Below are 15,521 nucleotides of genomic sequence, written 5' to 3' on the forward strand. Positions count from 1 at the left end.
ACCACCACCATTATAGCTATATTAAAGCCTTTTACATTAATTTGTAATTAATTTGTAATAATCCTCTATTCTTTTATCTATCGTAATATTTAATTCATTGCTTATAATATCTTTATATTCTCTATAAGTTTCAATTGCAAAATTCCTTAAACCCAATTTATAGTAAGACTTAATCTTATGAAAATATGCATCTTCATAATAATTATCAATATCTAAGATCTTATCTGCAATTTTAATAGTCTTTCTATACTTATCCCCTTTACAATAGTAAAGCAATAACTCACTACAGATATTCAAAAATAATATCTTTAACCTATCTCTTTCTTGATTTACGAAATCAAGGTGCAAACAATCCCTAATATAATCTCCTTTATAAAGGTCAATAGCCCTTTGATAATAACTAATCCTAACTATCTCCTCTTTGCAAGATCTTCCCCTGCTTATAAATTCTTCAAATAATTCAACATCATAACTATACCTAAAACTATTATTTAATCCATAATAACTACCATTACTTTCAATAAAATAACTATCTTGATCCGATTCTCTCTCTGGTTCTAAGACCTTATTTAGTGAATTTAAGGTAACATAAAAGATATTTTCAGCATCTTCTTGAGCCTTATTAGGCCAGAGTAAAGAAGAGATCTGATTACGATGGATCATCGAGTTTGAATTAACTAACAATAATTCAAACAATTCCTTGGCTTTTTTTCTTTTCCATTGACTTTCTTTAACCTCTTCTCTTCCACGATATAATTTTAAACCACCAAAGGATTCTATCTTTAATCCATAGCCAGGAGATTCTTCTATACCTTTGGCATCAATCTTTTCTAATAATTGATTAATATAATCTACCTCTAAATTAAACTTTCTTCCTGCTAATAATAGTGGAAGTAATAAGTTAGGATCTCTAACCCCAAATAAAGTAGCTCTCAAAAAGATGTTATCATAGCCTTCTTCTTTTGCAAGCTTAAGAGCTTTTTGAAAAACATCTTTAAAAACTTTAATATTATCACTTTTATACTCTGATAAAGCTGACCATAATAAAGCATAGAAGAGATGAATTTTACTATTTATAATTTTAGCAACATTAATACTCTTCTTAAAAAATATCTTTGCTTTCTTAAAATCATTCTTGAAATATAAATTAACTCCCATACATCTCAAAAATGTACACTTCCCTAAATTATTATTATTATCAAAACTGTCCTTTAAACCTTTAGCAGCATATTTTAAACCATCTTCTATAATACCATAAAATGCTTCCCATAAACTTAATTTATATAATAACTGAAATCTAAACCAAGGAATACCGAAAGATAATTTATCTAATTTTTCTATTAAAGATAAATACTTATTCTTTACTATATTTAAATCATAAAAATCTAAAAATTCACTAATATTTAATAGAAAATAATCTTTTAAACTCTTAATAACTAAATTATCTGATCTTATACCCTCTAAAATATACTTTTCTGCTTTTAATATCTCTCCTGTTGATAAAAAATAAAATATAGGAACAAAATAAGTATATAAGAAAACACAGCTAAAATCATCTATTTCTAAGTCTAGAAAAGCAGTGTCTAAAGCGATAAATTTTCCTTTAATTGCATTGAGATGTATCTTAGCTTCAAAGTGAAAACTATGATCATGATCTAATGATTTTAATACTTCCTTTGCTTTGTTGACCTTGCCATTATAAATATAATAACCAGCCTTATAAGAAAGAAATTTCTTCTCCTGAGACTGGCTAAAGTGATCTTTATAATTATCTAGTTTATCTAAATATCCTTTTAACTTATTTGATGTAAAGAATATATAATATTTAGCCAGCCTAAATATTATTTCAATTCTTTCTTCAAGCTCAACAGAGTTATTTTCTGCTTTTTGATAACTTTTTAAAGCAAGCTTAATTCTTCCTTTATTAAATAATAAATCACCTTTATAAATGTATAGGATAGGATACTTATTAAAAATATCTTCAGATAAAAATTCTAAAACTTTCTCTAGAAAATCTAATTTTTGCTTAAAGAATTCTTCTTTAACTTGCAATAACTCAACAAGGTCCTCTTCTCGCTCTAATCTCATACTATGATAGATTAATTTCTCTAAATTATCTTCCTTAAGATAAATATCCTTAGCCTTAATATGTAGATCTTGCTCGTTATAACTATTAACAAAGTAATTTTCTAAAAAAGAATGAAAAATATTATGATATCGATATTCTCCTTGCTCTATTCTTTCAATAAAACAACCCTTATCAATTAACTCTTCTAATAATTGTTGACTATTATTTATTTCTAAAAGTTGATTGCATATTCTAACATCCAAGTCTTTTAAAACCCTAGTCTTACTTAAAAAATCATTGTAGACAGCTTCTTCCTCTAAATCATCTACTAAGTCATATTGAAAATAATCAAAAATTAATTTTGAGGTGTTCTTATTAAAGCAGTCTTCAAAATCCTCACCTTTCTTAAGCCTTCTTGCTACTAAATCTATTGCTGCTATCCAACCTTCTGCCCACTTATTTAGCTTTTTTAGCTTATTGGCCGATAAAAGAAGATTATAGGTACTAGCCAAAAAATTCTCTACTTCTTGATTATTTAATAGAAAATCTTCTTCTTTAACCTCAAATAACTTTCCAACTACCTTCCAATAACTCAATTTAGCTAAAGGAACCTTCTTTCTACTCACCACTACTAGATGAAAAGATGCTGGTAAAGCTTCTATAAATTTACCTAATAATTTTAATATATTTTCATTTGCCGAAACTTTATCAAAATTATCAATCACAAAAATACTTTGATCAATAAATTCTTTATCAATCAAAGTATTTAATAATTTAAGTAATCTATCTAAGCTAAGCTTTTCTTTGTTAAATTTTTGAATCAGATTATTTAGTTTCTCTCTTTGATGACTATTATTATATTTTAAGCACTCTAAGATATTAAGACAAAAATTAATTTCATCTACATTATCTTCTTTAATACTATAATAATAAAGTTCTTGATCCCAATTCTTTTCTAAATAATCCAATAAAGTAGTTGTCTTTCCAGTACCTAATCTCCCTCTAATAATTGTAATTGGAAATTCTTTAATAAAGCTATACTTCAACCATAGTTTTTTATTCTTCCATACCTTATTCTTAATCTTAGGTAATATATATTGTGACTTCAAAATTAATTTATTGTCTATCAAATTATACCTCCTACTTTTATTAGCAAATTATATCTTTAACCAGACACAATTCTATCAGCTTAGAATAAATATATTAATTACGTTAGTAAGCCATTAACTATCAAAGCTTTATAATATCATATCTAATAGTTCTTTAATATTAACTTCTAGAGCACTAGCAATTAATTTTAAAGAATTTATTGTGGGATTACGTTGGTCTTTTTCTAGAGAACTAATATAGGATTGTGATAAATTTGATCTTTCAGCCAAGTCTTTCTGAGTCAAAGCATTTTCTTTCCTTAATAATCTGATTTTACTACCAATACTTCTATATCTTGAAATTTTTTCCTTGATATCTTCTTCAATCTCTATACTGTCAAAATTATTTATAATATCTGTAATATCCATGGCAGCAGTTGTGGCACCAATTATTTCGCCTTGATTATTAATAATTGGGTCTGCTATTATTTTGTAAGAAATATCTCCCCTACTTAACGGAAATTTAATAACTGCTATCTCTCTAGTTCCAGTTTCAATAACTCTTCTCTTCAACTCTTGTAATTTAAAGCTTCCTGGATTAGGATCAATCTCATAATCAGTCTTCCCTATTACCTCCTTTGCAGAAAAATCTGGATAGGGATTGAAAATCCATGTATATCTAAGTTCTTTATCGACTCTGGCTAAGATAATTTCTTTATTTTTCAATATTTCTTTATAACTCATATTATTCCTTTAACTCCTTCTACATTATTATTAAATCATTTGTTGTATCTCTTAATAAATTTTATACTTTCTATTCTTATTAGTTATTTATTAGTTACTATAAAGGAGCAACTTTCAAACCACTTAATGTAAATGATTAATTTTAAATTATTCTATACTGATGATGTAGATATCCAACCTTCGCACCCCAAGAATATTTCCTCGGAAAAATCATCCGCGGGGCATGGTAAAAATAAGATTTTAATTTACTTTTTAGAGTTGTTTATATACATGTCTTAAATACACAAGAATATTAACCTGCATGAACAGCCTAATTATAGGATTTATAAATTAATGTAATCATTTTTGCTCATTTATAGTTAGTTATCTATTTTTTATCTATTCTTAATTTATTTTATATTTTCCTTCTAATATTACTATTGTGGTATGTTTAATTCTTTTTTATTCTTATATTAAATTAAAGCTTAGCTTTAATTTATACTTCTCTAACTATAAATAATCAATCTAATATCATTAATATGATGTCTTCTGCTAGTAAAAGAAATGGTACAATAGATAGATATTGCGACAGTTTCGGCGCTAGGAGATAGGCGATAGGTATTAGGAAAAACTAACGCCCAACCCCTATGACCTATCACCTAAAAGTATCGCAATATACCCATAAAAAGACACTGTTTATATTAAGATTTAACTAGCACAATGCGCTAATATAAATAAAACCAAAGAATGAATTCTTCTATATAACACAAATATTAATTTTTTTCTTTTTAATATTGATAATTATTACTATTAATGTTATAATTAAATTAGAAAAGGAAACAAATCACTTATAATCAAATAAATAACTTTTACATCCCTCCCTAAAAATAAATTTAAATTAATCCTAAAAAGGGGGTATAAATAATGAAAGCAACTGGTATCGTGCGTAAAATTGATGATTTGGGTAGAATAGTTATTCCAATTGAACTTAGAAGGACTTTAAATATTGATGTGAAAGATCCTTTAGAGATTTATGTAGATAATGAAAAGGTGATCTTTAAGAAATATGAACCAGCTTGTACCTTCTGTGGTAACGCTGATAATACTATTAATTTTAAAGACAAAATTGTCTGCCATGAATGTCTAGCTAAGATTCATAATCAAGTTGGTTAATATCTAAAAGCCAAAAAGAGAAGTAGATTGTATTAATACAATCTACTTCTCTTTTTATTTTAAATTATATTATTGATCAAATAATCGCAAAAAGGAATCTACTAACTTAGGATCAAAAAAAGCTCCTCTTCTTTAATTCACATAAGATATAACTCAACAAAATAATAGTTATTGCTATAATAAATAGCATTATTAACTCCTCCCCATAAGATTATAGCCACTTATAACAATAAAAAATCATAACTAATTTTAAGCTACTGCCACCCTATTTCTACCATTTTTCTTTGCTTGATATAAAGCTTTATCAGCTCTTTCAATTATTGTCTCTAAGTCTAAATTACCTTTTGTATAACTGACACCTAGCGCTACTGTTAGCCTGCTATTAGGCTGCGGTTCTTCACCTTCAAATCTATAGTTTTCTACCTAATAACCAATAAGGTATCAGATAAAATTAGAGTATATTATGAAATAAATTAATTATCATTCTATCAGCTTCAAGATTATAAATTTTAGACAATATTCTATATTTGGAGCATTAGCTCTGAACTCTTAACTTCCATTAATTCTCTGGGATAAGGATTAAAAAATCGCTGTTTCTTTAAATGACTAACCTGATAGTTATTAATCCAAGAACTTATCATATATTGAAGTATACTTAAAGGTGCTTGATTTAGCTGATATTCCTCTAAAGATTTTAAAAAGATATCCTTTTCTGTTGGCAATAAATATTTGGAAAAGAATCTAAAGCAATTTAATAAAATACTTATACTATTGGCAACATTAATCTCTGATGATAAGGCTTGATATAGTTTTAATTCATATTTTCTTAACACCCTTGCTAAACTATCCCTTGAGGAAGTTGATATTAAATCATTTAGTTCTTCTATATATTTACTACCATAAGCAAATATAAGTAATTTGTTCCCTTGATGAAAATTAAGTAAACTATCTAAAGAACTAGATTTTTGAACTCTACGAAATCTAGCCCATAAAAATATCTTTCTCAAAAATTCTTCTCTAATACTAATATCATCAATTCTACTATGACTTTCTATTATTGACTTAGAGTTTAGTAAGCTTATTGCTTTAATAAATAGTCCTATCTCTTTACCAAGATAAAGATCACCATAGGACTTATAAAATTTACAGTTCATACTATTACAAGAAGATAGCTCACCTTTTAATATAAATCCATCTATTTCTGACAGAAGATCAACTAAATCTTCATTAAGTACTTTTATTTCTTCTATCAGTTTATTTTGATTGTATAAATTATTCTTCTTTATCAATATCTCTTTTAATTCAGTCAAATTAAGATCTGCTTCAGGGCAGATAGTAATGATTTCAAGATAGTCTTCTAATTTTTCAAAAAAAGTATCATTATGTTTATTGCAATTACTACAATCATAAGCTAAACATTTACTAATAACTAATTTGGGCTTTACAAATTTATTCACTCCTATCTCCCCCTTTCAACTAAACTATTTGGTAGATTTATTATAAATCTCTCCCTTTACCTGAATCCTTTATCTCGATCAGTTTAATTATCTAATCTACTTCAAATTCATGAACTAAATTTTTAACCTTGTTAGCTACTTCTGATAATTCCTCTGCAGACTCAGTAATTTCATCAATAGCTTGAATAATATCTTTAGTAATAACTTTTATCTCACTATTTTCATCATTTAATTTCTTCATAGAAATATTAACATTTTGAAAATCATTATTTGTATCTGTAATAGCTTGGTTAATCTGCTCAAATAACTCTCCTGCTTGATCAATAATTTCTTTCCCTTTGTTCACCGCTTGATTTGCATCTTTTGAAGACTCTATAGCTTGATCAGATGTTAATTTAATATCTTCTATTAGCTTTGATATTTTAGCAGTAGACTGACTGGCATCTTCAGATAAATTTCTAATCTCATTGGCTACAACATCAAAACCTCTACCACTTTCACCTGCCCTAGCTGCTTCTATAGAAGCATTTAAAGATAATAGATTGGTCTGTTCTGTTATCTCCTTCATTAACTCTACTACATTCTCTATCTCTTCTAATCTTTTGTGTAAGAGATCTATTTTTTTATTTGAAGATTCTACTTTTTCTTTTATAACATCTGTCTCAACAATCACTTCATTAATGGTCTCTCTACCTTCATCACTAATAGCACTTACTTCTTCTGAAGCAGAACTTACTGTAGCAAAATTATTATATAGACCTTCCAACCTGCTACTCATACTATTAATAGTCTCAACAACATCTTGAATAGTAGCATTAGACTCTTCTGCTGATGATGCTAATTCTTCACTATTAGAACTTAAAAAGTCTATAACTTCTATAAGTTCCTTGATTAATTCACTCAAATTAATTATTGTATTATTAAAAGAATCTGCCAAATCACCAAATTCATCTTCAGATTGCTTTTCAATTCTGATCTCCAAGTTTCCTTCACTTAATTTCTTCATCTTATCCTTTAAATTATTTATATTCCCTATTATTCTTCCACTTACTAAGCTGGAAACAAAGATTGCTAACAAAATACCCAAAAATATTATTGTCAAATCAAAGTAGAGTTGCCTTTTTAATTTATCTTTAATTATATTTTTATTTGAAACCACCTGTAAGATAACATCATTATTTATACTAGCTAATTTAATCATATTATAAGTATATTTCTTCAAAACTCCATTCTGATTTTCTTCTTCAATTACTAACTTTGAATCTGACTCTAATTTATTATTAATCATATCTCTATGACCTTTAGGAAGATTATAATCAACCTCACCTAAACTTCTTAAATCTGCTTTATCAAAAATTCTAACCTTATCAATTATCTCTCCCTTTTGGATATCCTTTATTATACTTTTAAAGTTAGAATCTTTAATAATATCATTGAAATCTTCAGCATACCATGCAATTTCTAAGATATAATCACTATTAGCAATAGGTTGATAGCTAAACTTCTTCAATCGATTTGTACCTACCTCTAAGCTCATCTTCTCTGTAACAAACTTCCCATCTTCTCTTACCTGCTTCAAAAAATATTTAAATTCACCACCAATAGCTTCAATTAAATTCAATCCTAAGTTTTCTTCTACCGTTGACTTAACTAAAGTGCCTTCTCTATCAATCAAATATATATCAGATACTCCATAGTTACTACTTAAATGTTCTAAATCTCCATTAGAAATATCACCATTAAGCTGTTTATACTCTTCAATTAAATTATTAGATATTTCCTCCATCTTATAGTTCATATTAGCATCTATAATCTCATAGCTTAGATCTAATAATTGTATAGACTGTTCTACTTTAGCTATAGTCTTTCTCTCAGTTGCCACATACTCCTCGATTAAATTATTTCTACTAATATAAATATCAAAAATATTAGTTATCGACAAAATAACAACAACCATCAAAACAAGCTGCAACATTAACTTATTTCTATAAGAATATTTAATATTAAATATTTTCATAATTATCAACTCCATTCTAGGTAGTGACAATAAATATAATAATTTATAAGCATTATAGGGGATCTTACTCCCTCCTATGATAAGACCCCCAATAATACTTACAAAAAAATTTATAAATGAGAAAGTTGTAAATTATCTTTACAACTTTCTCTAAAAGATTATTCTTTACTCTTTCCACAAGCCATGTATATTACAAAACTCTCTTACCTCTATAATATCTTCTTTAACCACATTAAACTCTGCTATCGGTTCTTGATCTGCTTCTAACTCGGCACGAAGAACTTTATCTTCAGTTAATACTTCAATAAATTTAATTAGATGATCTTCTACCATTGGATGCAAAGTACTTCCAACAGTAACCTTGACTCCACCATCAATTTCTTCTAATACTGGAACATGCTTTTCAGTACTGTAGTCAGCTGTCTGTGCCTCTAATTCTTCCATTTCCTCACCACAACAAACTATAGCTACTCCTCCAGATTGTAATAACTCTACTACATTACCACAATGATTACATTTATAAATATTTCTAACTTCCACAGCAATCCCTCCTAGTTATTATAATCAGATAACAGTCTAGCTTTTAGCTATAAAAGCAAACTAATAATTATTCTTCTTCAAACATATCCTTTCCTACTCCACATAATGGGCATTCCCAATCATCTGGAATATCTTCAAAAGCAGTACCTGCTTCAATTCCACTATCTGGATCCCCCTGTTCAGGATCATATACATAGCCACATACTGTACAAACATATCTTTTCATCGTTAACTCCCCCTTTTATAGATTACTTTTACTTTTCTATATCATATCATGGCTTTATATCTAGTAATTAACAAATCAATTACAAATTAATCACAACAGCATTTATTTGAACATAATTATAAATTTCTTTATACTTTTGGCTCTAAATTCAAAAGCAAGGAGGAAATCAGAAGTAACTCTAGAAAGATATCATTATGAATTCAACTAAATTTATAGCTAAAGGAGGAATAAACCTATGATTATAAAGTGGAGTGATGACCTAAATATTGGTATTGAAAAAATCGACAAACAGCATAAAGAAATTTTTACTCAAAGTAATTACTTTTTAAAAAAAATAAAAGAAGATAAAGATAATCCCACTGAGTTAAAATCAAATATAGAAGATTTATTCTATTTTTTAACTGATTATTTTATAACTCATTTCAATGATGAAGAGAGATTACAACAAAAATATAATTATCCTAGATATGAACAACACAAGAAGGTTCACAAAAATTTTATTGAAAGAATCAATCAAATAAAATATAGTTTCTGGAATGAAGATCATGATATAGATTATCTTAAACATGAAATTAAAGATGAAATATTAGTTTGGCTAAAGGATCATATCATTAAAGAAGATAGATTAATTAGCGAGTATATTAAGGAACAGTAAAATATATATTTATTAAAAATCTAATTTCAAATCTATCACATATAAAAAACACCAGCAATCTAATAGATTGCTGGTGTTTTTTATATTTTTAAAGAGTCCTTGATAAAATCATAATTATCATCATCTTTTATTAAATAAGATATAACAGATATTTCAGCTTCAATCCTTTCACTACTACTAAGCTTAATATCTGTGTTATTAACTAAAAACTCAACTTTATTAGCTATCACCTCTAAATCACCTTGATAAATATCATCTATTAAGATTATAAATCTACCCTCTGTATAATGGATAGAAGTATCAATAAAAGCTAAATTATTTTTTAATGTATTTGCTATTGCTTTCAATAGCTCATTACTTAATATCGAACTATAATTTGCGACTATATTAAATAAATTTATTACTTCTATAACTATAATACCTGCAGAAATACCAAATTCATTTACTAGCTCAACCTTCTTATTGATCTCTTCTTTTAAAAGATTCTTCTTCCGTTCAATAATATTATAATAATCCTTTTCTTCAGTATTATCTAGTTTAGAACCACTATCATATCTAAAGATCTCTACTGCTCCAATAATCTCTTCCTCTTCATCTCTAAGAGGTAACATTCTTAATAAGATCGGAATTCTATATCCATCTTTATGGCGCAAATAAACACTCTTTTCTAACTTCTTTCCCTCTTTTATTGTAGCTAATAATGGACAATAATCTTTACATAACTTGAGTCCATCCTCATCTATATATTCTAACATATCAGTAAAACAATGTTTATTTAATACTTGTTTAGACTTATAACCGGTAATTTCCTCTGCTGATCTATTCCAATGAGTTATTCTTCTATTATTATCTATGACAGCAATCCCATCAAATAGATCATCACTAATTAATTCAAAGTAATTATTCATTATCTTCACCTCCACTTTCATTCATTAAATCTACAAATATATTCACAATTTTTGGATCAAATAAAACACCAGAAAGATCTTTAATTTCCTCTATAGCTTCTTCTTTGGAAAGTGAACCTTCATAATAATATTTTGAATTAATGGTATGATAACTTCTATGAGTAATTGCATCATAAATATCTATTAAATGCATGATACGAGCTAATAATGGAATATCCTCTTCTTTTAATCCCTCTGGATAGCCTTCTCCATTCCAGTCTTCATGATGATAAAGTATTTCATTAGCAATAACCCTTAATTCTGGAAAGCTCTTAGCAATATTGTAACCCACTTCACTATGCTTCTTTAAATTTTCAAATTCATCTTTATCAAATAATCCTTCTTTTTTAAATACATCTTTAGAAAGGGCAAGTTTACCTATATCATGATATTTAGCCAATAAAATTAATCTCTCTATCTCTCTGTCAGATAGCTCTAATTTCTGTCCAATCTTTTCAGATAATTCTATTAATCGAAAAGTATGGCCTATACCTTCATAATTAGATGACTGTAGTTTATCTGTTAAAGATTTTAATAATGGGTTATCTTGACTATCCTTTTTATCCTTCTTATCTTCATACATCATCTTTTCAGCTTTATTAAAGGTATCCTCTATCTTCTGCCTTTCATCTGTTTTACTAGCAACTCCCAAGGCAATTTGAGGAGGTAAAGGTTCAAAATTAGAATTTTTAAATTTATCTTCAATTCTTTTAATAACCTTTTTGGCCTCTTTATTAGCAGTTCTAGGCAGAATGATACCAAACTCATCTCCACCCCAACGAGCTATAATATCCTCTTTTCTTGTAGCATCTTCTAATATATTCGAAATTTCTTTTAATAAATTATCCCCTGCTTCATGGCCAAAGACATCATTTGTTAACTTAAGTCCATTGGCATCTCCTATAATTATACTCAATGGCAATTGACGCCGAGTATCCAATCGATGCAATTCCTCCTCAAAAAACTTACGATTATAAAGGCCAGTTAAAGAATCATGATAACTTAAAAATCTCATCTGTTCTTCTAACTCTTTACGATCACTAATATCAATAACTGATACAATACTTCGATTAGTCCTAGGTATCAATTTAACCTGTAAGATAACAGTCTTAATATTTGATGATTTATCCTTTAGCTGCAATTCATATTTTTTAGGAGCACCAATACAATGATCTCTTCTCTGTTGATGATAAGATAATATCTTATACAGATCACCTTCATTAATAACTAACTCAGTACTGCTCATCTTTCCTTCTATCTCTTCTTTCTCATAACCCAACAAATCAACAAACTCCTGATTAACTAATGAAATTGTAGTATCCTCTTCAATTATACACTTGGCAGTCCCTGTATTTTCAAATAATACTCTATACTTCTCTTCACTTGCTTTAAGCCGATCTTCAGCAATCTTCCGCTTTAAAATATTCATAACCAGAATAAATATCACAAAACACAAAGCAATAATAACTATACTTACAATCCAAATCTTCTTCTTATGAGTTCTGTAAAAGGAATAGGGCTGATTAACCACCTTACTATTTGAAGGTAATTCAGTTCTATTAATTCCCATCCTCTGCAATTGCTGATAATCAAATATAAAATGATTAGGAGCAACTTTTATCTCTGATTCTTTTCCTTTAAACAGATCTAAGGAAATTTCTGCTGCCATCTTCCCTTGAGTATAGCCACTACTTAGTTTTCCACCTACAATACCATGACCAATATAAAAATCCCAAAAACTATATATAGGTAAGTCACTATGTTCAACAATCTTACTAGATACCCTTTCTACCACAATATTATCCCCAGAATTATCCTTTAGAGAAGAACTTAAAATTATAACACTATTATCAGATATATTCTCTAAAATATCATCTATTTGATTGATACTATTAGGCTGATATATAGTTAAACTTATAGGATCGGGGATATTTGATATTGCATTTTTAATCAGTAGCTTAAGATCCTTACCAGTAGTAGTACGATCTAAGATAGCCGCAATATTAGTAGTTTGGGGATGTAACTTTAATATAAGATTAATCGTAGCTTGGATATCAATATCCTCTATAATCCCTGTATATGATTCTTTGTTGGCCCAATTATACTTATCAATATTAGAAACACCAGTAAAAACTACCGGAGTATTAGGAAACAGCTCTTTCCCATATCTAAATAGAAATTCTAATGCATCATTATCAGAGACAATAATCATATCAAAATTAGTATCTTCATACTTATATTTGAAAAAATCATATATTTTTTTAAAATAACTAGGTTTTAATATTCTTTTGGTAGATAAATACTCTGTCTCTATATCAATTGTTAGATTTGAATTATCAAAAGTTTCCCGAATCCCCTTATCAATATCATCAGTCCAAGTAAAGCCTCTATTATAAGAGTGAATAAGTAAAACATTCTTCCTTTCATAACCTTGAGCCTTAGAATTATAGGAAGAAATAATCAAGAACAGAATCAATAATATAGAAGAAACAACTATATATTTAAATCTATTTTTCAATTTAACATCCCTCCTTTCTAATCATCATAGTTAATATTATCAAAAGCTTAGGAAGGCTAAACAAAATTTAAAATACTTTAAATTAAGCTAACACAAATTATAAATTATAGCTAAAATAAAAAATTAATAGTAGCTATTAGCTAAGATTAATATGACTTATATTTTATAAGAATAATCGGGTAAATCAACCACCCCAAAAGAAGAAAACTGATCGTTCCACCAATATTAACCCTGATTATTTTATAATTTTTGACTAAATTAAATATAAAAACTAAAAGGTTAAAAATTACACCTGATAAGTATATCCATTTCATTTTCTTCACCTCTTTTACTAAGAATAGTAGGTTAAAACTTCTTGTTAGAAATGATAACTATTATTAATTATATTATAGTTATTTTGAAATATTTTGTCAACTTATCTTTTTCCAAAAACTTAACAAAACATTTCTAAATCAAAGTTTAATACCACCTTACTACTTAGACAAATCAAAGGGTTGATCTATAATTTATTAAATTTAATCAACTCTTCTTTATAACAGGATTGATATTTATTTTGCTCCTGGTCCAATTTTTCAGGAATAATTCTGCTATGTTTCTTTATTGAATGCTCTTCAAAACAATTTTTACAAATTATATACTTTAAGTTAGAAAAGACAGTATGTATTAACACATCATTAGAACCACATTTAGGACAATACATTTTATTCCCCCTAAAATTATAAAGATATAGTCATAGCTAGGTTATTCAAATACAAAAGTATATTGATTTATCCAAAATATTTATCAGCAATAAAAGTACTAATTAGTACTTTTATTGCTGATAAATATTAATTAACATCTACTTTTCCTTTCTAATAATCTTCTAAATGGTTAAATTCTGCACTCTCAACCCATTGATCTGGCTTTTCTAAATGTTCTACAATATTATCCATAATTATCTCATGGCGTTTCTCCTCTTTAGCTAATTTCAAAAATACTTCTTTTACTTCTACTTCACTTATACTTTCTGCCTTATCTCTATAAAAATTATAACTGCTTCTTTCCATTTCTACTGCTTTTCTATAAACATTTATATCTTCTCTTGTTGGTTGCTCACTATTAACAGAAATATCATTAGCTATTTCTTCAAAAACTTCTTTTGCCTTTGGTAAAATATCAGATTCAATATCAAATACCTCTTCTTTTCTAGATAATGATCTAACAATCTCTTCATGCCTTCTTTCTTCCGCAGCCAAATAATTAAAGATTCTCTTTAAATTCTTATCCTGAGTTCTTTTAGCACATTCTTCGTAATAATCTTTATTTATCATCTCGAAATCAATTGCAAATTCATAGATATTCATTTAACTCCTCCTTTTATTTCTTTTTCTATATAATAACATTTAATACTACCGAAATAATAACAGTTCAATTACAATTCTCTAACAAACAATATTTAATTAATAACTATAGCTTTATTTATTCTGCTCTATATATTTTCACAATAAAAAAACCTCCCATAACAGGAGGCCACTTAAATTCTACATCATACCCATATTTTCTATATACATATGAATTAAATAACTCCCCTAATCCCTTCTTAGCAGTATCTACTTTATCAGTATACTTCACCTCTCCTATCATAATTTCTTCAATTTCTCCATTACCCTTATCAACTACTTCCAATAAGATATCTGCTCTACCTTGCCAGTAAATATTATTTATACCTGTAGCAAAAATTTTATCACTTAAATCTTGACTTCTCTTTTGAGATCTTAGCCTTCTATTCAAATATTCACTATCACTGCCTTCAACTTCTTCTAAACTAACCTGCCAAGATAATTTATTAGAACCATTAGAATCATGATAGATATTATATTTCCTCTTTCCTTCTTCCCAACTAGCTATCCAATTGCCACTTCCATCTATTAGATTAAAGTTAGCTTCACTTGTATGCTCTTTAATAACATATCTAAATCACGATAGTCTAGCTCCTTGCTATTAGCATTAGTTAAAGCTCTAACTGTTTCTCTTAGCAATTCATAACTACCATCATATTCATCTGGGATTATCTCAGTCTCTCTCTTTAAACTCTCTATAATTTCATTCTTATTCATGACTTCACCCCTC

General features: G+C 27.6%; 14 protein-coding genes and 1 pseudogene. 2 read left to right on the forward strand and 13 right to left on the reverse strand.

The genetic code is table 11. The features are described from left to right. Positions 1-36: 36 nt before the first annotated feature. Positions 37-3,198, reverse strand: a complete 3,162-nt coding sequence (locus OREMA_RS0108875; protein ID WP_018248920.1) for a BTAD domain-containing putative transcriptional regulator — start codon at positions 3,196-3,198, stop codon at positions 37-39. Positions 3,199-3,306: 108 nt separating this feature from the next. Continuing rightward, complete coding sequence (locus tag OREMA_RS18360; protein WP_018248921.1) at positions 3,307-3,900, reverse strand: helix-turn-helix domain-containing protein; 594 nt, start codon at positions 3,898-3,900, stop codon at positions 3,307-3,309. Between the two features lie 903 nt (positions 3,901-4,803). On the opposite strand from OREMA_RS18360, the gene OREMA_RS0108890 reads away from it, so the two are divergent. Further along, positions 4,804-5,052, forward strand: coding sequence for an AbrB/MazE/SpoVT family DNA-binding domain-containing protein (locus tag OREMA_RS0108890; protein ID WP_018248922.1), 249 nt, complete (start codon positions 4,804-4,806; stop codon positions 5,050-5,052). A gap of 249 nt (positions 5,053-5,301) precedes the next feature. Here the strand turns inward: OREMA_RS0108890 and OREMA_RS19430 are convergent. The 5 genes and pseudogenes from OREMA_RS19430 to rd all read right to left on the reverse strand — a co-directional run. Continuing rightward, a pseudogene (locus OREMA_RS19430) lies at positions 5,302-5,430 on the reverse strand (diguanylate cyclase domain-containing protein); the annotation flags it as partial. Between the two features lie 143 nt (positions 5,431-5,573). After that, positions 5,574-6,509 carry a DUF1722 domain-containing protein gene (locus OREMA_RS0108895; RefSeq protein WP_018248923.1) on the reverse strand — a complete coding sequence of 312 codons (936 nt, stop codon included), beginning with the start codon at positions 6,507-6,509 and terminating at the stop codon, positions 5,574-5,576. Between the two features lie 91 nt (positions 6,510-6,600). Next, entirely contained in the window at positions 6,601-8,526 is a 1,926-nt protein-coding gene (locus tag OREMA_RS0108900) for a methyl-accepting chemotaxis protein (protein ID WP_018248924.1), read from the reverse strand. Between the two features lie 165 nt (positions 8,527-8,691). After that, positions 8,692-9,066: a desulfoferrodoxin gene (locus OREMA_RS0108905; RefSeq protein ID WP_018248925.1), complete on the reverse strand. Its 375-nt coding sequence runs from the start codon at positions 9,064-9,066 to the stop codon at positions 8,692-8,694. A gap of 67 nt (positions 9,067-9,133) precedes the next feature. Next, positions 9,134-9,292 carry a rubredoxin gene (gene rd, locus OREMA_RS0108910; protein WP_018248926.1) on the reverse strand — a complete coding sequence of 53 codons (159 nt, stop codon included), beginning with the start codon at positions 9,290-9,292 and terminating at the stop codon, positions 9,134-9,136. A 235-nt stretch (positions 9,293-9,527) separates the two neighbouring features. Between rd and OREMA_RS0108915 the strand changes: the two genes are divergently transcribed. After that, positions 9,528-9,947, forward strand: coding sequence for a bacteriohemerythrin (locus OREMA_RS0108915; RefSeq protein ID WP_018248927.1), 420 nt, complete (start codon positions 9,528-9,530; stop codon positions 9,945-9,947). Positions 9,948-10,027: 80 nt separating this feature from the next. Here OREMA_RS0108915 and OREMA_RS18365 read toward each other — a convergent pair whose 3' ends face one another. The 6 genes from OREMA_RS18365 to OREMA_RS0108950 all read right to left on the reverse strand — a co-directional run bounded on the left by OREMA_RS18365 (position 10,028) and on the right by OREMA_RS0108950 (position 15,508). Beyond that, positions 10,028-10,855, reverse strand: a complete 828-nt coding sequence (locus OREMA_RS18365; protein ID WP_018248928.1) for a PAS domain-containing protein — start codon at positions 10,853-10,855, stop codon at positions 10,028-10,030. After that, on the reverse strand, positions 10,848-13,412 hold the full coding sequence (locus OREMA_RS18370) for a diguanylate cyclase (protein ID WP_018248929.1): 2,565 nt from the start codon (positions 13,410-13,412) through the stop codon (positions 10,848-10,850). Before OREMA_RS18370 ends, OREMA_RS18365 begins: the two co-directional genes overlap by 8 nt. A 499-nt stretch (positions 13,413-13,911) precedes the next feature. Continuing rightward, complete coding sequence (locus OREMA_RS0108935) at positions 13,912-14,112, reverse strand: hypothetical protein (protein WP_018248931.1); 201 nt, start codon at positions 14,110-14,112, stop codon at positions 13,912-13,914. Positions 14,113-14,263: 151 nt separating this feature from the next. Next, positions 14,264-14,755 (reverse strand): ferritin family protein, encoded by a 492-nt coding sequence (locus tag OREMA_RS0108940; RefSeq protein ID WP_018248932.1) that lies wholly within the window; start codon positions 14,753-14,755, stop codon positions 14,264-14,266. A gap of 115 nt (positions 14,756-14,870) precedes the next feature. Next, positions 14,871-15,182, reverse strand: a complete 312-nt coding sequence (locus tag OREMA_RS0108945) for a hypothetical protein (RefSeq protein WP_018248933.1) — start codon at positions 15,180-15,182, stop codon at positions 14,871-14,873. 137 nt (positions 15,183-15,319) lie between these two features. Beyond that, positions 15,320-15,508, reverse strand: coding sequence for a hypothetical protein (locus OREMA_RS0108950; RefSeq protein WP_018248934.1), 189 nt, complete (start codon positions 15,506-15,508; stop codon positions 15,320-15,322). Positions 15,509-15,521 lie beyond the last annotated feature (13 nt).

Origin of the sequence: Orenia marismortui DSM 5156 (genome assembly GCF_000379025.1) — a bacterium.
Classification (GTDB): domain Bacteria; phylum Bacillota; class Halanaerobiia; order Halobacteroidales; family Halobacteroidaceae; genus Orenia; species Orenia marismortui.

Coding starts and splice junctions, on each gene's coding strand:
- OREMA_RS0108935 (WP_018248931.1), bottom strand. CDS start 14,112: ATGTATTGTCCTAAATGTGGTTCTAATGATGTGTTAATACATACTGTC.
- OREMA_RS18365 (WP_018248928.1), bottom strand. CDS start 10,855: ATGAATAATTACTTTGAATTAATTAGTGATGATCTATTTGATGGGATT.
- OREMA_RS0108900 (WP_018248924.1), bottom strand. CDS start 8,526: ATGAAAATATTTAATATTAAATATTCTTATAGAAATAAGTTAATGTTG.
- OREMA_RS0108950 (WP_018248934.1), bottom strand. CDS start 15,508: ATGAATAAGAATGAAATTATAGAGAGTTTAAAGAGAGAGACTGAGATA.
- OREMA_RS18360 (WP_018248921.1), bottom strand. CDS start 3,900: ATGAGTTATAAAGAAATATTGAAAAATAAAGAAATTATCTTAGCCAGA.
- OREMA_RS0108890 (WP_018248922.1), top strand. CDS start 4,804: ATGAAAGCAACTGGTATCGTGCGTAAAATTGATGATTTGGGTAGAATA.
- rd (WP_018248926.1), bottom strand. CDS start 9,292: ATGAAAAGATATGTTTGTACAGTATGTGGCTATGTATATGATCCTGAA.
- OREMA_RS0108915 (WP_018248927.1), top strand. CDS start 9,528: ATGATTATAAAGTGGAGTGATGACCTAAATATTGGTATTGAAAAAATC.
- OREMA_RS0108940 (WP_018248932.1), bottom strand. CDS start 14,755: ATGAATATCTATGAATTTGCAATTGATTTCGAGATGATAAATAAAGAT.